Origin of the sequence: Oerskovia rustica, assembly GCF_014836555.1 — a bacterium.
Taxonomy (GTDB): domain Bacteria; phylum Actinomycetota; class Actinomycetes; order Actinomycetales; family Cellulomonadaceae; genus Oerskovia; species Oerskovia rustica.
The window spans coordinates 62,519-78,863 of the sequence record NZ_JACSQQ010000017.1; the positions used below are offsets into that span (position 1 = coordinate 62,519).

The window sequence follows — 16,345 nt, forward strand, 5'->3', positions numbered from 1 at the left end:
CCCCCCCCCCCCCCCCCCCGGCCTCCCGCTGGTCTGGTGCGTCCGCGGTCAGCGCGCGCGGCGCTCGAGCCGGTCGACGTCGAGCAGGACGACCGCCCGGCCCTCGCGGCGGACCCACCCGCGCGTGGCGAAGTCGGCGAGGGCCTTGTTGACCGTCTCGCGCGACGCGCCGACGAGCTGGGCGAGCTCCTCCTGCGTGAGGTCGTGCGCGACGCGCACGCCCTCGTCGGTCTCCTCGCCGAAGCGGGTCGACAGGTCGAGGAGCGCCTTGGCGACACGGCCGGGCACGTCCGAGAACACCAGGTCGGCGAGCGTCTCGTTGGTGCGGCGCAGCCGGCGGGCCAGCGCGTTGAGCAGGTGCTTCGCGACGCTCGGGTGCTTCTCGATCCACTCGATGAGCTGCTCGTGGCGGAGCTCGTAGAGCAGAGCGTCGGACACCGAGCTGGCCGTGGCGGTGCGTGGCCCCGGGTCGAAGAGCGAGAGCTCACCGAACATCTCGCCCGGTCCGAGGATGGACAGGAGGTTCTCCCGACCGTCGTTCGAGCGGCGGCCGAGCTTGATCTTGCCCTGTGCGATCACGTACAGCCGGTCGCCGGGCTCACCCTCGCGGAAGAGCACGTCTCCACGGGTGAGCTCGATCTGCTGCATCGAGTCGAACAGCGTCCGGGTCTCTTCGCGGTCCATGGTGGCGAAGAGGGGGGCCGAGAGCACTACGTCGTCGTCCACGCGATGTCCTTCGAGTGTTGAGCGGACTTTCCCGGTATGAGCCCGTCTGCATCGGCGGAGTTCGAGCGAACCGGTACTCGTGATTCCTCCCACAAGTCTGCCTCATGCGCGCAACTCGGATCGCCACCGACCTGGTGAGACCTGCGCGGAAGGCGTGGGGGAGGTGTGGGTGGGGCCGAGTAGGCTGCCGGACGTGACCACTTCGGGCGGTACCTCGAGTCCTGCACCAGCCCCGCACGTCGAGTCACGGCTCGCCCTGGTGCGGCGAGCACGGCGCACCAACCGCGAGCTGGCGCTGACGTACCCGGACGCGCACTGCGAGCTGGACTTCACCACGCCTCTCGAGCTGCTGATCGCCACCGTCCTGTCGGCGCAGACCACGGACAAGCGCGTCAACCTCACCACCCCGGAGCTCTTCGCCCGCTATCCGGACGCCGCGGCCTACGCCGCCGCGGACCGGGAGGACCTCGAGGACATCCTGCGGCCCACGGGCTTCTTCCGGGCCAAGGCGCAGTCGGTCATCGGGATCGGGCAGGCGCTCGTCGAGCGCTACGACGGTCAGGTCCCCCGCAGGCTCGACGACCTGGTGACGCTGCCCGGCGTCGGGCGCAAGACCGCCAACGTCGTCCTGGGCAACGCGTTCGGCGTCCCGGGCCTGACGGTCGACACCCACTTCGGGCGCCTCGTGCGCAGGCTGGGGTGGACCACGGAGGAGGACCCCGTCAAGGTCGAGACGGAGGTCGGCGAGCTCATCGAGAAGCGCGAGTGGACCATGCTCTCGCACCGGCTGATCTTCCACGGCCGCAGGGTCTGCTTCGCGCGCAAGCCCGCGTGCGGGGCGTGCACCATCGCGCAGCTGTGCCCGTCGTTCGGGGTCGGCGAGACCGACCCGGCGGTCGCGGCGGGCATGGTCAAGACGGACTGAGGTGCGCGGCGGCGCAGGGCCTGCAGCCTGCAGGGCCCGCGCCACGCACCCTGCTCAGCCCTGCGTGGTGGGCAGCCAGTCCAGCAGGAGGCGGGTGACGTCGTCGGGCGCCTCCTCCGGGAGGAAGTGCCCCACCCCGTCGAGGACCTCGAAGCGCAACGAGCGCGAGACGGCGGCTGCGTCCGCGTCGGTGAGCTCGCGGCGCAGGAAGCCGTCGGCCCCGCCATGGACCTGGAGCGTCGGGATGGCGATCGGGCGGCGCAGCGCGCTGCGGAAGCGGCGCCCGTCGGGCCGTGGTGCGGAGCGCACCGACCAGCGGATGGCCTCCATCGCGGAGTGCGCCGCGAACGGGATGCGCATGACGGTGCGGTACGTGTCCACCGCCTCGGTGGCGAACGGGGTCGCGGACCCGTCCGCGAGCACCCGGCCGACCAGGTCGTCCTGCGTGAGGGCCCGCTCGGGGAACGTCGGGAGCTGGGCGAACGCGAGGTGCCGCTGCGCGAGCGGCGTCAGGAGCCTGCGGCCCGAGGTGTGGACGTGCGAGGGGTGCGGCGCGGCGAACGCCGCGACGCCGGCGGTCACCGCGGGCTGGAGCGCGGCCATGGCCCAGGCGAGCCCGCCGCCGGTCCCGTGCCCGACGACGACGGCGCGGTCGGCGCCCAGCGAACGGACCACGCCCGCGACGTCGCGCGTACGGGTCGGGGCGTCGTAGCCGATCGGAGGCTTGTCCGACGCACCGGTGCCGCGCAGGTCCATCGCGGCGACGCGGTAGCCGGCCTCGGCGAGCGCCTCGAGCTGGTGCCTCCACGCCCACCAGAACTGCGGGTACGAGTGCAGCAGGAGCACGAGGGGAGCGCCCGAACCGCCTCCGCGGGACTCGGGGCCGGCCACCGCGAGGTGGAAGCGGGCGCCGTTGGCCGGCACGAACTCGTGCCGCCAGGGGCCGTCGACGAGGGCTGCGGAGAAGTCGCTCGAGTCGGTCGTCACCCGGACGAACCTACCTGCTCGCTCGAGGCCGTGGGTTCGGTCGCCTCGGTTCCCGGCGCGTCGCTCGTGCTCCCGTCGGCCGCCGCGGACGCGCGCCGGTCCTTGGGCGGGTCGAACCGGTAGCCGACGTTGCGCACCGTCCCGATGAGCTGCTCGTGCTCGGGGCCGAGCTTGGCGCGCAGGCGCCGCACGTGGACGTCGACCGTCCGGGTGCCCCCGTAGTAGTCGTAGCCCCAGACCTCCTGCAGGAGCTGGGCGCGCGTGAACACGCGGCCCGGGTGCTGCACCAGGTACTTCAGGAGCTCGAACTCCTTGTAGGTCAGGTCGAGCGGGCGTCCGCGCAGGCGGGCCGTGTACCCGCCCGCGTCGATCGCGAGCTCGCCCGCGGAGATCTCCTGCGGGGCGTCGTCGGCGCGGCCGTGCGACGAGCGCTCGATCACGAGCCTCAGCCGGGCCTCGACCTCCGCGGGGCCCGCGTGCTCCAGGAGCAGGTCGTCGGCCCCCCACTCGGCGGTGACCACGGTCAGGCCGCCCTCGGTCAGGACGAGCACGAGGGGCACCGTCAGACCGGTCGCGTGGAGCAGGCGGCAGGTGGTGCGGGCGGCCGCGAGGTCGCGGCGCGCGTCGAGCAGCACGACGTCCGAGTCCGGAGCGTCGACGAGTGCCGACGGCTCCATGGGCAGCACCCGCAAGCGGTGCGACAGCAGTCCCAGCGCAGGCAGGATGTCGACGGACCCACCTGTCGCCGGTGTCAGGATCAACAGCTCTGCCACCGACGCACCTCCTCCCAGTGACCCCCGAGGAGGCCGGAATCATTACCGTAGCGCGTGGAACAGGGGTCGACGGGGTGACCAAGGCCTTTGCGCTGTTACAACCTTGTTTCGTGTTCTCGTGCGGCGTCATCTGGGAGACTCATGTTCGTGCTCAGCCTCTTCGGACCCGGTGCCGACCCCGCCCTCTCACCGCTCGTGCTGTCGGGGGAGTGTGCCTAGTGGGTCTCTCCTCGCGCGCCGTCGCCACGTCCGTGATGGCTGCGGCGGTCGCTGCCGCCGCGTTCTTCGGACTCCTGCCCCTGACGATCGCGGCCGCCGTGCTCGTCGTGCTGGTCGCGGTCGGGTGGCCCGCGCTGCTGGGGCAGCCCGCCCCGGGCGGTTCCGGCCTGGTGATCGGCCTGACCGGGGTCGGTGCGGTCGCCGTCGTGGCTGCGACCGACGGCGAGCCCGCGCTGCGCAACCTGCCGCTCGTCCTCGCGATGGGCATCGTGCTGGCGTTCGTCGCCGAGATGCTGCGCCGGGACGGCCGCCCGCGACTCGTCGAGTCGCTCCTGGGCACGGTGAGCGGACTGGTCGTCGCGGTCTCGGCCGCAGGGTGGATCGCGACCGACCGCACCGACGCCGGGGCGGAGCTCGTCGTGACGTGCGCGGCGACGCTCGCCGTCGCGTCCGCGATCTCCGCGCTGCCCCTCGCCGGGTGGTGGAGCTCGGTCGTGACGGTCGTCGCCGCCGCGGCGGCCGGGGCCGCCCTCGGGTACGTGCTGCCCGAGGTCGCGATCAGCAACGGGCTGTGGACGGGCGTCGTCTCGGGGATGCTGGTCGCGGGGCTGCGCGCCCTGTTCGACCAGCTGCCGGCCCTCGAGCGCAGGCAGGCGGCCGTTGCTGCGATAGTGCTGCCCGTGACGGTCGGGGGGATCCTGGTCTTCGTGGTCGGTCGCGTGCTCGTGGGCTGACCGGCCCGCCGCACGGCGGGCCGCCGTGCCGCTGTCCGAGAGAGAGGTCGACGCCATGGTCTGGCGCATCGTGGTCCTGGTCGTGGTGCTCGCCGCGAGCGTGCTGCTCGGGCTCTGGTGGCAGCGCCGACAGGGGGTGGTCCGCGCAGCCCGGCCCGCGGCCGAGGACGGCGCGGTCGACTGGGCGGCCCTCGGCATCGTGCTCGGGGAGCACCGGACGTTCGTGCAGTTCTCGAGCGAGTTCTGCTCGCCCTGCCGGCACACGGCCCGCGTGCTCGACGAGGTCGTCGCGGCGCGCACCGATGTGACACATCGCGAGATGGACGTCGACGAGCACCACGATCTCGTGCGAACCTTCGGCATACTGCGCACTCCGACGGTGCTCGTCCTCGACCCGTCCGGTCGAGAGGTCGCTCGGATGAGCGGCAGCGTGAACCGGACCCAGGCGGTCGAGGCGCTCGACGTGCCCGCGGGGTCCGTCGCCTGACACCGCTCGCCCACCGGGGCGGGCCGACCGAGGAGCCGCCATGTCGCACGACCCGCACCCTTCTTCGAGCGTGGCTCGGGGCATCGACCCGCGTGGTCCTCGCGTCGGGGCCGGGATCACTGCTCTGCTGCTCGCCGTGACCCTCCTCCTGGGCACCTCCCAGGCTGCGCTGTGGTTGCTGACGTTCATCGCGCTGAGCTTCCTGCTGGGGGCGCTGCGCGGTGCGCAGGGCACGTGGCAGGGCTGGGTCTTCAAGACGCTCGTCCAGCCCAGGCTCGGCCCGACGGCGGAGCGCGAGGACCCGCGTCCGCCCCGGTTCGCGCAGGGCGTCGGGTTCGTCATCACCGGGGTCGGCGTGCTCCTGGGCTTCACGGTCTCGCTCGTGGCCGTGCCGGTCGCAGCGGCGCTCGCCCTGGTGGCGGCCGTGCTCAACGCGGCGTTCGGGCTGTGCCTGGGCTGCGAGATGTACCTGCTGATCCGACGGTTCGCACCCGCCCGCTGAGGTCCCGCGCCGGCAGCGAGGCGCCGAGGGTGCCGTGGCAGGAAGCGCGTAGGGTCGTGCGGTGCCTGCGCAGAACGACTCCTCGACCACCGTCCCTCCCCGGATCAAGCGGCTGCGTGCCGGGGTCCGTCCCCCGGGCGACGCCGAGGGGATCGGCGCGGAGGACCGTCGCCACGACGAGCGGTTCGAGGGTGGCGACCTGTCCCACGCGGACCTGTCCGACGTCACGTTCGAGCGGTGCGACCTCGTCGGGCTCTCGCTGCACCAGGCGGACCTGCGGGCCGCGACGTTCAGCGAGTCCCGGCTCGAACGGATCGACGCACCCGTCCTGAGCGCCCCGCGGTCCGTGTGGCACGACGTCGTCGTGGCCGGGTCGAGGATCGGGTCCGCCGAGCTCTACGAGTCGGGGTGGCGGTCGGTCGAGCTGGTCGACTGCAAGCTCGGGTACGTCAACCTCCGGGGGGCGACGATCCGCGACCTGCGGCTCACGCGGTGCACCGTGGACGAGCTCGACCTGACGAACGCCCAGGCCACGCGGGTCGCGTTCGAGGACACCTCGGTCGACCACCTCGTCCTGGCGAGCGCCCGGCTGGCGCACACCGACCTCCGCGGGGCGACGCTGCGCCGGATCACGAGCCTCGAGAGGCTCGCGGGGGCCACGCTCAGCCCGTCCCAGCTCGTCGAGATGGCGCCGCTGTTCGCGGCGGAGCTCGGCATCCGCGTCGAGGACTGAGCGCGAGGTCCGCCGCCCGGAGCCCGCCACGCCACCGCGAGCCGCTCCGGACACGCCACGCCGCAGTGCAGCGCGAGGCGAGGCGCTCGCGCGGGGCGAGCGCCGCCGTCGGGCAGAGGGGTACCCCGCTGCGAGGACCGCGGCGCGTCAGTAGACGAGGGCCTGGGCCCCCGGCCGCAGCGCCTCCTCGACGAACACCGACGCCCCCGCGATGCGTACGCCCGGCAGGAGGTCGGCCTCCGTGATGCCGCGGCGCACGGCGCACTGGGTGCACACCGTGACGGTCCCTGCGGACAGGATCACGTCCAGCAGGTCCGGCAGGGCCGTCGCGTGCTCGAGCTCGAGCTCGCTCGCACGTCCCGGGAGCCCGAACCACGCGGACTCCCCGGTCAGCCACACGCTGACCTCGACCCCGGCGGCCACCGCGGCGGCCGCGACCGTGAAGGCCTGGTTGGTCGCCTCGGGGCGTTCGAGGCCCGCCGTCGTCTTGACGACGAGCGAGCGGGAGACGGCGGCCGGGGCGGCCGAGGACAGCGGCGGGAGGGGCTGGGAGGTCACGTGCGCGAGCCTAGAGGCCGGACGGTAGGATCGGCGACATGTCCACGCATGCACTCGAGCTCATCTTCCTGGGACTGCTGATCGCCGCGACCGTGACCATCACGTGGTTCGCCGGGTTCGTCGTCTACAAGCTGTACAAGGGTCAGCGCTGACCTGAGCGTCGCTCCGGGCGTCCGCGCCCGGTGGGACCACGGTCCCGCTCCCCTCGTCGTCGTCACCGGTCCGCTGGGACCGCCGGAGGTACCACCAGATGGCTTTCGCGTTCCCTGAGGGGCTCGCCCCCGAGGCCTACCCGCTCGCGTGGCTCGTGGGCTCCTGGCGTGGCGAGGGAGTCATCGCCTACCCCGGGATCCCCGAGACCCCGTTCGTCCAGGACGTCGTGTTCGACCACGACGGCGGCCCGTACCTGCGGTACGAGTCGACCCTCCGCGTCCTCGAGGCCGAGGTCCCGGAGACCGTGCCGGAGGCCTGGACCGCGAACGAACCCGTCGACCCCGAGGCCGACGCGTCGAGCGACCAGACCGAGCCGAGCACCGAGGGGCACCTCGCGCCCGGCCGCATCTGGTCCACCGAGACGGGCTACTGGCGCGTCTCTCCCGAGCGCCCCGAGGGGCTGCCCGAGGACAAGTCCGCGATCGAGGTCATGATCGCGGACCCGTCGGGCCGCATGACCCTGTACCTGGGGGTCGTCGGCAACGGTCGGGTGGACCTGTCGAGCGACGCCATGATGCGCACGGCCACCTCGGCCGAGGTCACGGCGTCGAACCGGCTCTACGGCAACGTCCAGGGCCAGCTCCTGTGGGTCTGGGAATTGGCGGCCTTCGGTCAACCGTTGCAGTCGTATGCGTCGGCGAAGCTGGACCGCCTCTAGCCCTCCGACGCATGAGGCACGGCCGACGCCACCGCGCGGCCGGACGGACGTGCGCCCACCGGCGCCGAGGAGGTTGTTGCACCGTGACCGTTGGACCTGACGACGCCACCCAGACCGACCCTGTGACCGAGACCCCGGTCCGGACGAGCCCGCTGCTCGCGCGCCCCGGCGCGGTCGCCGGCTCCGGCCCCGACGCGGGCGTGGCATGGCACTACGGCGACCCGACGGGCGAGCAGCGCGCGCTCGGGTCGGGCGGTGCGGTCGTCGACCTCTCGCACCACGGCGTCGTGCGGGTCACGGGCCCCGACCGCCTGACGTGGCTCAACTCGATCACGTCGCAGAACCTCCTGGGCCTGGCGCCCCGCACCTCGACCGAGCTGCTCGTCCTGAGCCCGCAGGGGCACGTCGAGCACGCGGCAGGGGTCGTCGACGACGGCGAGTCCACGTGGCTCGTGACCGAGGGCTCGCACGCCCCGACCCTGGCCGCCTGGCTCGACCGGATGAAGTTCTCGCTCCGCGTCGAGATCACCGACATGAGCGACGAGATCGCCGTCCTGGGCGAGCCCCGCGACGCGGAGGGCGTGGAGGGGGAGCCCGTCACGTGGCGCGACCCCTGGCCGCGCACCGCGCCCGGAGGGACGCGCTACGGCCCCGCGGACGACGAGCACCCCGGTGCCCACCGCCCGTGGCGCCTGGTCCTGGTGCCCCGCGCCGAGCTGTCCGACGCCGTCGCGGCCCGAGAGGCCGCCGGGTGGCGGCTCGCCGGGACCTGGGCGAGCGAGGCGCTGCGCGTCGAGGCCTGGCGCCCCCGCCTCGCGACCGAGGTCGACCACCGCTCGATCCCGCACGAGCTCGACTGGCTGCGCACCGCGGTCCACCTGAACAAGGGCTGCTACCGCGGCCAGGAGACCATCGCGCGCGTGCACAACATGGGCCGTCCGCCGCGGCGCCTCGTGATGCTCCACCTCGACGGCTCGGGACACCTGCTCCCCGTCGCCGGGGCCGAGGTGCGGCTGCCGGGCGGAACCCCGGGGCCGGACGGGGTGGCGGCACCGGGCCGTGCCGTGGGGGTCGTGACGTCGGTCGCCCGGCACCACGAGCTGGGCCCCGTGGCGCTCGCGGTCCTCAAGCGCAGCGCCCCCGAGGACGTCGAGCTCGTCGTCGACTGCGACGGTGGCGCGGTCGCCGCGGCCCAGGAGGTCGTGGTCCCCGGCGAGGGCGTGTCGGTCGACCGCCCCGCACCCCGCGGTCCGGTCGCACGAGGCATCACTCCCAAGGGCGCGGGCGCGCCCCAGAGCATGATCTAGAACAGAGTCTGAGGACCGTGCCGGGACTCCGGCACGGTGGGACGCGGTGAGCAGGAGCACATGACGCAGGCGCGGGAGTCGGCCGGGGGAGCGACGACCCCGGAACCGGGGGCGGTCGAGACGGCTCGCAAGGCGTTCCGCCGGCTCGTGCTCCGCGCCCGGCTGCGGCAGGGGACCTCCCGGGTCCGGGTCGCGTTCTGGCCCGTCATCCAGGCCTCGCTCGCCGCGGGCGTCGCCTACGGGATCGCGCACTACCTGCTCGGGCACCCGTACCCGTTCTTCGCCCCGGTCTCGGTGTGGATCTGCCTCGGGTTCAGCCAGGACCGTCAGGTCCGCAAGGTCGGCGAGCTCGCGATCGGGGTCGCGGTGGGCGTGGGCCTGGGGGACCTGATCGTCCACTTCATCGGGTCGGGCTGGTGGCAGGTCGCCGTCGTCCTCGCGACGTCCGCCCTGGTCGCGCGCTTCATCGACCGCGGCGCCCTCCTCGCGACCCAGGCCGGTGTGCAGGCCATCGTCATCGTGGGTCTGCCCGCGACCCAGACGGGTGGGCCCGGGGGGCGCCTGGTCGACGCCCTGGTCGGTGGCGCGGTGGCGCTGCTCGTCGCGACGCTCACCCCCGGCGACCCACGCCGTCGGCCTCGGATCCTGGGGGACGAGGCGACGACCGAGCTCGCGGAGACGCTCGAGCTGCTCGCCCGTGGCTTCCGCTCGGGCGACATCGACGACCTGGACGCCGCACTCGTGCGGGGGCGGGCGTCCGAGCCCGCGCTCGAGGAGTGGCAGGCCACCGCGACGAGCGCCCAGGAGCTCTCCCGGGTGAGTCCCGTGGGGCGCAAGCACCGCAGCGAGCTGGGCGACATCGAGCGCAAGGCGGTCCTGGTGGACCGTGCCATGCGCAGCGTCCGCGTCCTGGCCCGGCGTGCCCGCCCGGTCGCTGGGACCGATCACGACCTCCTGCCCGTCGCGGCGATCGTCGACCGGTTCGCGGCCGGCACGCGTGTCCTGGCCGAGGCGATCGGCGCGGGCCGCGACCCGTCGACCGCGCGCGAGATCCTGGCCGACACCGCGGCCGCGGCCGACCCGCGGACCGTCGGTGCCGGGGACTGGCAGGTCCAGTCGCTCGTGATGCTGCTGCGCTCCCCGATCGTGGACACGCTCGAGGCCGCGGGGATGTCCCCCGAGGACGCCCGGGCAGCCCTGCACGAGCTCTGACCGGGGTCGTGGCGCGCGCCGGGAGCACGCGGGAGCGCGTCTGGCGGGGCGCCGATCGTGCCGGGGCGTGCCCGGGCGTGCCGGGGCTCGCACCCGACACATCCGCAGGACTGGCACGCGTGGAGGTCTACGCAATCCGGGCGCTGGCCGGTACCTTCGGGGGATGGAGGTTTCCGTCAGCGCCCTGCGGGCCGAGCTGAAGTCGTGGATCGAGCGGGCGCGTGACGGGGAGGACGTGGTGATCACCGAGCGCGGCATCCCGGTCGCCCGCCTGAGCGCGATCGACAGCGCGGACCTGATCACGTCGCTGACCCGGGACGGCCTGCTGACGCCGGCCACCGAGGAGCGGCCCGTGCACACGCCGCCCGCTCGCCCGGCTGCCAAGCAGTCGGCGATGTCGGGCCTCGTGCGCCGCATCCGACGCTGAGCGGGCGCGCCCCATGGCACTGGTCTACTTCGACGCGAGCGCGCTCGTGAAGCTGTGCGTCGCCGAGCCCGGGTCCGAGCTCGCGAGCGCCCTGTGGAACCGGGCGGACGTGGTCAGCACGAGCCGGCTGTCGGACACCGAGGTCCGCGCTGCGCTCGCCGCGGGCGAGCGAGCGGGGGTCCTCGACGCCGCCGAGCGTGCTCAGGCGCTCGCCACCTGGGAGCGGCTGTGGCCCGCGCTGCACCTGGTCGAGGTCTCGCCCGAGGTCCTGGACCGGGCGAGCGCCCTCGCGGGGGGCAACGGGCACTCGCTGCGCGGCGCGGACGCCGTGCACCTTGCCTCGGCGCTGGTGCTGCGCCACGAGGACGCGATCTTCGCGGTGTGGGACGAGCGCGTCGCGAGCGCGGCGCGCGCGGAGGCGCTACGGGTCCTGCCGTAGGCTCGTGTCGTGTTCGGAGCAGCCCAGACCCTCGTCTACCTCGTCCTCTTCCTCGCGGTGTTCGTCGCGCAGCTCGTCGCGCTCATCGACGCCGCGAGCCGCCCCAAGAACGCCTACACGGCCGAGGGGAAGCTGACCAAGAACCTCTGGCTGCTCATCCTCGGTGTCTGCGCCGCGCTGGGCTTCATCGCCCTGCCGCCCATGGGGGCGAGCGTCGGCTTCCTCAACATCTTCGCGGTGGCTCCCGCCGTGATCTACCTCGTCGACGTGCGTCCCCGCCTCAAGCCGTACGGCCGCGGGTCGGGCGGCTCGGGAGGGTCGGGCGGCAACCGTGGCGGCCGTCCGGGCGGGTGGTGACCCCCGTGCTGCGCTCCGCCGCTCCGCTCGCTGAGGTCGTCCGGGGCGACCTGGTCGAGTCCGTGCACCTGGGGCACCTGGTGACGCTCGACGCCTCGGGCGCCGCCGACCTCGTGGTGGGCGACCCGTCGACCGTGATCTGGCCCCGCTCGTCGGTCAAGCCGTTCCAGGCTGTCGCGATGCTCCGTAACGGGCTCTCCCTGCCGCCGCGCCTGCTGGCCCTCGGTGCTGCGAGCCACAACGCGGAGGACTTCCACCTCGCGGGGGCACGCGAGATCCTCGCGGGCGTCGGGCTCGACGAGTCGGCGCTGCGCAACACGCCCGACATGCCGGTCTACCCGCCTGCGGCGTTCGCCTGGCAGGAGCAGGGCAACGGCCCGGCGTCGATCACCCAGAACTGCTCGGGCAAGCACGCGGCGATGCTCGCGACGTGCGTCGCGGCGGGCTGGGACACCGCGACGTACCTGGATCCCGCGCACCCGCTGCAGGTCGCGATCCGCGAGACGCTGCTCGAGCTCACGGGGGACGACGCGGCCGACCTCCACGTGACGGTCGACGGCTGCGGTGCACCCCTCTTCTCGACCACGCTGCTCGGGATGGCACGGGCGTTCGGCCGGTTGGCGGCGGCACCGTCGAGTGCGCCCGGGTCGCCCGAGGCGCTGGTGGCGCGCGCGATGTCCTCGTTCCCCGAGATGGTCGGTGGGACGGGGCGCGACGCGACCGACGTCATGCGGGCCGTGCCGGGCCTCGTCGCCAAGGACGGCGCGGACGGCGTGTACGGCGCGGGCCTGCCGGACGGGCGTGCGCTCGCGTTCAAGGTCCTCGACGGCTCGCCGCGGCCGCGCCCCGCGGTGCTGGTCGCTGCTCTGGCGGCGCTGGGTGCGGGGGACGTCCCAGGGGTCGACGGCGCCGCGCTGGACCGCGTCGGCCGCACCCCGGTCCTGGGCGGAGGAGAGCCCGTCGGTGAGGTGCGGGCCACGTTCGGACCGGGCCACGCCGCATGAGGGCCGTCCTGCAGCGCGTGGCGCGCGCGAGCGTGAGCGTGGGCGGCGAGGTCGTGGGCAGCATCGACCGGCCGGGGCTGGTCGTGCTCGTGGGCGTGACGCACGACGACGGGCCCGCGCAGGTCGAGCTGGTGGCGCGCAAGGTCGCCGAGCTGCGGATCCTGCGCGACGAGCGGTCGGTGCTCGACGAGGGTGCGCCCGTGCTGGTCGTCAGCCAGTTCACGCTCTACGCGGACACGAAGAAGGGGCGCCGGCCGTCCTGGAACGGTGCGGCAAGGGGGGACGTGGCCGAGCCGCTCGTCGCCCAGGTGGTCGCCGCGCTGCGCGCGAAGGGCGTCGAGGTCGCGACCGGTGTGTTCGGTGCGGACATGCAGGTCGAGCTCGTCAACGACGGCCCGGTGACGATCCTCGTCGAGGCGTAGCGCCTCGTCGAGGCGCGGAAGGCTACCCTTCGTAACGTTTCGAACGATTCGCCGCGTTGGTAAGGGAAATCCCTTATGTGACCGCTGTGAACCATGTGGAAGCCCCGTACATCTTTCGCGCGCCCCCCTGGCTAGGTTCGGAAGTGCCCAGCCGCTGGTTCCCGTTCAGGGATCCCCGGTGCCTGGGGCTCCGGAACGGACCGGAGTCAGCAGCACGGAAGACGAAGAGGCCTCCCTTTGCACGCATCCCGCAACAACCCCTCGCTACCACGCCGCACCCGCCGTGCCGCCGGTGCCGTGGTGACCGCGACGACCCTCGCCCTCGTGGGCTCGGGCCTGGTCGCAGCAGGCACCGCGACGGCCGCGCCGGCCGCGCCCGCCGCGGTCAGCCCCAACGGTGACAACGACATCAACGGGTACCGCAACGTCGGCTACTTCATGTCGTGGGCTCCCGAGAACTACGGCTACACGGTCAAGGACTTCCAGGAGTCCGGCCAGGCCGACCAGATCACGCACGTCAACTACGCGTTCGCGAACATCCACCCGACCGACCTGACGTGCTTCATCTCCGACAAGGACGGGTCGCCCGCACCTGGCGGCAACGACGGGGCCGGCGTCGCCGGTGCCGACTTCGTCGACGCGGTCAGCGCGGCGGACTCGATCGACGGGGTCGCCGACACGGCCGACCAGGCGCTCGCCGGGAACTTCAACCAGCTCCTCAAGCTCAAGGAGAAGAACCCCGACACCAAGGTGCTGGTGTCGATCGGTGGATGGACCTGGTCCAAGTTCTTCTCGAAGGCCGCCGCGACGCCCGAGTCCCGCGAGAAGTTCGTCTCCTCGTGCATCGACCTCTACCTCGAGGGCAACCTGCCGGAGATCGACGGCCGCGGAGGCGCGGGCGCAGCGGCCGGCCTCTTCGACGGAATCGACATCGACTGGGAGTGGCCGGGGGCACCGAGCTGGTCGCAGCACCCCGAGAACTTCGTCGACCCGGTGAACGACAAGGCGAACTTCACGGCGCTGCTCGCGGAGTTCCACGAGCAGCTCGACGAGTACGGCGCCTCGCAGGGCGAGGAGTACCTCCTGTCCTCGTACATCCCCGTGAACCCGACGGTCATCAACGCGGGCTGGGACGCGCCGAAGATCTTCGACTACCTCGACTACGGCAACATCCAGGGCTACGACCTGCACGGCGGCTGGTCGCCGAACCTGGCCGGGCACCAGTCCAACCTGCACGACGACCCGACCTACACGGGCGAGATCTCGGTCGAGCAGGGGATCGACCTGTACCTGAGCCGCGGCGTCGACCCGCAGCAGATCACGCTGGGCATCCCGGCGTTCGGCCGTGGCTGGACCGGCGTCGTGGCCGGCGACTCGAACGGTGCGTGGCAGTCCGCCGCGGGCGTGGCCGAGGGCACGCACGAGCCCGGCTACAAGCAGTACTTTGAGCTGCGTGACCTGGGCACCGAGTACTTCGACGAGACGACCGGTTCGTCCTGGCGCTACGACGGCAACGAGTGGTGGACGGTCGACACCCCGCGCGCCGTCGAGTTCAAGGCGAAGTGGGTCGCGGAGAAGGGCCTGGGCGGCTCGATGTGGTGGGACCTCGCGGGTGACTACGAGGACGAGCTGGTCGGCACGGCCGCGGACGTCTACCGTGCGTCGCAGGCCGGTCCGGTCGACTCGGACGCTCCCGGTGGATGCTACGGCGACTGGACCAAGGCGGGCATCTACACTGCTGGCCAGGTGGCGTCCCACCAGGGCGTCAACTACCAGGCCAACTGGTGGGTCCACACCAACGCACCGGGCACCGAGACGCACTGGAGCCCGTGGCGCGTGGTCGGTTCCTGCGTCTGACCTGACGCGGTAGCGGCCTCGGCCCTGCGCAACTCGACGCCGTCGGGACCACGACCTGCCTGTCGGGCGTCCGCACGTCCTTGGGACGGGGAGCGTGGCTCAGCGGAGCCAGCCGCGCCGCTTGATGTACACGAGCGGGATGACCGCGGCGACGAGCGTCACGAGCACGACCCACGGGAACCCGAGCTCCCACTCGAGCTCGGGCATGCGCGTGAAGTTCATGCCGTAGAACGACGTGATGAGCGTGGGCGGCAGGAACACCGCGGTGATGATCGTGAACACCTTGACGATCTGGTTCTGCTTGACGTCGAGCGAGGTCATGATGGCCTGCTGGAGGTAGCGGACCTTGTCGTGCTCGAAGCTCGCGTGCTCCTTGACGCCGTCGACGTCCGCGATGAGGGTCTCGACCAGGCTCGCGAGCACGGGGTCGGTGTCGGCGATCTCGCTGCGCAGGTGTCGTGCGGCGCGCGCGAGGGAGAGCTGGGACTCCTGGGTGCTGGAGACGATCTCCTCGGCCCGGTTCATGCGCGAGATGGTGCCCTGCATGTCGGTCACGCCGATCTCGCGCCCACGCCGGTCGTAGCCGAGCGTGGCCTCCTCGATCTGGTCGGACATGTCCTCGAGCAGGTCGCTGGCGTGGTGGATGACGCGTTCGGCGGCCTCGTTGAGCGCGTACAGCAGCGCGTACGTGACGCCGTAGGACGTCTGGGTCAGTCGCGGTGTGCGCCGCATGCGGGCGATGGCCTTGTCGAAGATCGGGTAGTGCCGGCTGGGCTGGAGGGTCACGACACGTTCGGGTGACAGCGCGAGCATGAGCACCTCGCGCTCGATGCGCTCGCCGCGCCGGTAGGTCGCCACGACCGGCAGGTACACGTGGTCGTCGGTCTCCCAGACGCGCCCGGACGCCGGGGAGAAGTCGACGCCGACCTCCGCCGCACGCTCGAGGGCGGCCGGGTCCTCGGACGCGACCTGGAGCCAGCGGGCGCGCAGGGCCTGCGGGTCGAACCGTGGGGCCGTCCGGACCGGGGCGGGCGTCCGCCGTGCAGCGGCGCGGGGCGACGTGAGGGCGCGGGGCGACTCGGCGACCGCGGGCGTCGTCCCGGTCACGGTGCCACCGCCGTCTCGCCCGTGGGCAGCGCGTCGGTGCCCGACGGCGTCGCCCCCGTCGGCGCGGTCGTCGTCACCAGCGGCGCCGGGACGGGGGCGTCGTCGTGCCCCGCGGCCAGCAGGTGCGTCCCGAGCAGGGCCGTGCAGATGAACAGGTACAGGCCGATCGTGAACGTGATCGACTGGCGTTCGAGGTCGGGGCGGCGGGGAGCGGGCGCGGGGGTGGTGGCCCGGTTCGTTCGGAGTGGTGCGGAGCCCTTGCGAGTGGTCGCGGGGCAGGGTGCACTGAGGTGTGTGCTCGTCGACATGGTGGTCCTTCCCGGCGCCGTGCTCTCGACGGTGCCGACCGGACGCCGGGCCGCCCTGCGTGCGGGCAGGGGCAGGTCCTGGCGAGGGGGGATGACGGTGCATGGAGCGCACTGGCGACCGCCCCGCGGGCCGTGCCGGGAGAGCCGACCGGAAGGGTCAGCGGGCAGGGTGGAGGGGAGCGAGCGCGCAGTGCGGGGATCTATGACTGCTGCCGTCCGGCATCGCTCTCACCTCCTTCTCATCTGCTTCTGGTTCCGTGCTCGTCTGAGGTACCGAGATCTCTCGGCAGAAGCAGACGGAGGAACGAGGTCACCCTAGACCTGGTCGAAGGCCCCGGCAAACCGCCCCCGGCGGAAGCCACCGAAGACACTGACGGGTAACAGGACAGG

General features: G+C 73.0%; 20 protein-coding genes. 14 read left to right on the plus strand and 6 right to left on the minus strand.

The window, feature by feature from the left end:
* Positions 1 to 48 precede the first annotated feature (48 nt).
* Positions 49 to 726, minus strand: coding sequence for a Crp/Fnr family transcriptional regulator (locus H9652_RS11485; protein ID WP_030143997.1), 678 nt, complete (start codon positions 724 to 726; stop codon positions 49 to 51).
* 193 nt (positions 727 to 919) lie between these two features.
* Here H9652_RS11485 and nth point away from each other — a divergent pair, with 193 nt between their 5' ends.
* Positions 920 to 1,651, plus strand: a complete 732-nt coding sequence (gene nth, locus H9652_RS11490; RefSeq protein ID WP_191796362.1) for an endonuclease III — start codon at positions 920 to 922, stop codon at positions 1,649 to 1,651.
* A gap of 54 nt (positions 1,652 to 1,705) precedes the next feature.
* On the opposite strand, the gene H9652_RS19800 is transcribed toward nth, so the two are convergent.
* Together H9652_RS19800 and H9652_RS19805 are read right to left on the minus strand one after the other, a co-directional pair.
* The gene (locus H9652_RS19800) at positions 1,706 to 2,638 is read right to left on the minus strand and encodes an alpha/beta fold hydrolase (RefSeq protein ID WP_318244129.1); all 933 of its coding nucleotides are present in this window, start codon (positions 2,636 to 2,638) and stop codon (positions 1,706 to 1,708) included.
* On the minus strand, positions 2,635 to 3,411 hold the full coding sequence (locus H9652_RS19805) for a winged helix-turn-helix transcriptional regulator (RefSeq protein WP_318244130.1): 777 nt from the start codon (positions 3,409 to 3,411) through the stop codon (positions 2,635 to 2,637). The genes H9652_RS19800 and H9652_RS19805 overlap by 4 nt, the downstream gene beginning before the upstream one ends.
* A gap of 218 nt (positions 3,412 to 3,629) precedes the next feature.
* Here H9652_RS19805 and H9652_RS11500 point away from each other — a divergent pair, with 218 nt between their 5' ends.
* The 4 genes from H9652_RS11500 to H9652_RS11515 all read left to right on the plus strand — a co-directional run bounded on the left by H9652_RS11500 (position 3,630) and on the right by H9652_RS11515 (position 6,086).
* Positions 3,630 to 4,364, plus strand: a complete 735-nt coding sequence (locus H9652_RS11500; protein WP_191796363.1) for a hypothetical protein — start codon at positions 3,630 to 3,632, stop codon at positions 4,362 to 4,364.
* Between the two features lie 25 nt (positions 4,365 to 4,389).
* The gene (locus tag H9652_RS11505; RefSeq protein ID WP_318244131.1) at positions 4,390 to 4,851 is read left to right on the plus strand and encodes a thioredoxin family protein; all 462 of its coding nucleotides are present in this window, start codon (positions 4,390 to 4,392) and stop codon (positions 4,849 to 4,851) included.
* Positions 4,852 to 4,891: 40 nt separating this feature from the next.
* Positions 4,892 to 5,353, plus strand: coding sequence for a DUF4395 domain-containing protein (locus H9652_RS11510; protein WP_191796364.1), 462 nt, complete (start codon positions 4,892 to 4,894; stop codon positions 5,351 to 5,353).
* 61 nt (positions 5,354 to 5,414) lie between these two features.
* On the plus strand, positions 5,415 to 6,086 hold the full coding sequence (locus tag H9652_RS11515; protein WP_191796365.1) for a pentapeptide repeat-containing protein: 672 nt from the start codon (positions 5,415 to 5,417) through the stop codon (positions 6,084 to 6,086).
* Positions 6,087 to 6,233: 147 nt separating this feature from the next.
* Here H9652_RS11515 and H9652_RS11520 read toward each other — a convergent pair whose 3' ends face one another.
* On the minus strand, positions 6,234 to 6,644 hold the full coding sequence (locus tag H9652_RS11520) for a DsrE family protein (RefSeq protein ID WP_318244132.1): 411 nt from the start codon (positions 6,642 to 6,644) through the stop codon (positions 6,234 to 6,236).
* A 250-nt stretch (positions 6,645 to 6,894) separates the two neighbouring features.
* Between H9652_RS11520 and H9652_RS11525 the strand changes: the two genes are divergently transcribed.
* The 9 genes from H9652_RS11525 (at position 6,895) to H9652_RS11565 (ending at position 14,540) form a co-directional block, all read left to right on the plus strand.
* A complete protein-coding gene (locus H9652_RS11525; RefSeq protein WP_191796366.1) occupies positions 6,895 to 7,515 on the plus strand; it encodes an FABP family protein in 621 nt (206 codons plus the stop codon).
* Positions 7,516 to 7,598: 83 nt separating this feature from the next.
* Positions 7,599 to 8,822: a CAF17-like 4Fe-4S cluster assembly/insertion protein YgfZ gene (gene ygfZ / locus H9652_RS11530; protein WP_404822019.1), complete on the plus strand. Its 1,224-nt coding sequence runs from the start codon at positions 7,599 to 7,601 to the stop codon at positions 8,820 to 8,822.
* Positions 8,823 to 8,882: 60 nt separating this feature from the next.
* Complete coding sequence (locus tag H9652_RS11535; protein ID WP_191796368.1) at positions 8,883 to 10,034, plus strand: FUSC family protein; 1,152 nt, start codon at positions 8,883 to 8,885, stop codon at positions 10,032 to 10,034.
* Positions 10,035 to 10,197: 163 nt separating this feature from the next.
* Positions 10,198 to 10,461, plus strand: a complete 264-nt coding sequence (locus H9652_RS11540) for a type II toxin-antitoxin system Phd/YefM family antitoxin (protein WP_138822733.1) — start codon at positions 10,198 to 10,200, stop codon at positions 10,459 to 10,461.
* Positions 10,462 to 10,474: 13 nt separating this feature from the next.
* The gene (locus H9652_RS11545; protein WP_191796369.1) at positions 10,475 to 10,900 is read left to right on the plus strand and encodes a type II toxin-antitoxin system VapC family toxin; all 426 of its coding nucleotides are present in this window, start codon (positions 10,475 to 10,477) and stop codon (positions 10,898 to 10,900) included.
* 9 nt (positions 10,901 to 10,909) lie between these two features.
* The gene (locus H9652_RS11550; RefSeq protein WP_191796370.1) at positions 10,910 to 11,257 is read left to right on the plus strand and encodes a DUF2516 family protein; all 348 of its coding nucleotides are present in this window, start codon (positions 10,910 to 10,912) and stop codon (positions 11,255 to 11,257) included.
* The gene (locus H9652_RS11555; RefSeq protein WP_404822020.1) at positions 11,254 to 12,261 is read left to right on the plus strand and encodes an asparaginase; all 1,008 of its coding nucleotides are present in this window, start codon (positions 11,254 to 11,256) and stop codon (positions 12,259 to 12,261) included. The genes H9652_RS11550 and H9652_RS11555 overlap by 4 nt, the downstream gene beginning before the upstream one ends.
* Entirely contained in the window at positions 12,258 to 12,683 is a 426-nt protein-coding gene (gene dtd / locus H9652_RS11560; protein ID WP_191796372.1) for a D-aminoacyl-tRNA deacylase, read from the plus strand. The genes H9652_RS11555 and dtd overlap by 4 nt, the downstream gene beginning before the upstream one ends.
* Before the next feature lie 300 nt (positions 12,684 to 12,983).
* Positions 12,984 to 14,540, plus strand: a complete 1,557-nt coding sequence (locus H9652_RS11565) for a glycosyl hydrolase family 18 protein (protein WP_318244133.1) — start codon at positions 12,984 to 12,986, stop codon at positions 14,538 to 14,540.
* A 99-nt stretch (positions 14,541 to 14,639) separates the two neighbouring features.
* Here H9652_RS11565 and H9652_RS11570 read toward each other — a convergent pair whose 3' ends face one another.
* Positions 14,640 to 15,647 (minus strand): CorA family divalent cation transporter, encoded by a 1,008-nt coding sequence (locus H9652_RS11570; protein ID WP_191796374.1) that lies wholly within the window; start codon positions 15,645 to 15,647, stop codon positions 14,640 to 14,642.
* Positions 15,644 to 15,955, minus strand: coding sequence for a hypothetical protein (locus tag H9652_RS11575; protein ID WP_191796375.1), 312 nt, complete (start codon positions 15,953 to 15,955; stop codon positions 15,644 to 15,646). The genes H9652_RS11570 and H9652_RS11575 overlap by 4 nt, the downstream gene beginning before the upstream one ends.
* Positions 15,956 to 16,345: the final 390 nt, after the last annotated feature.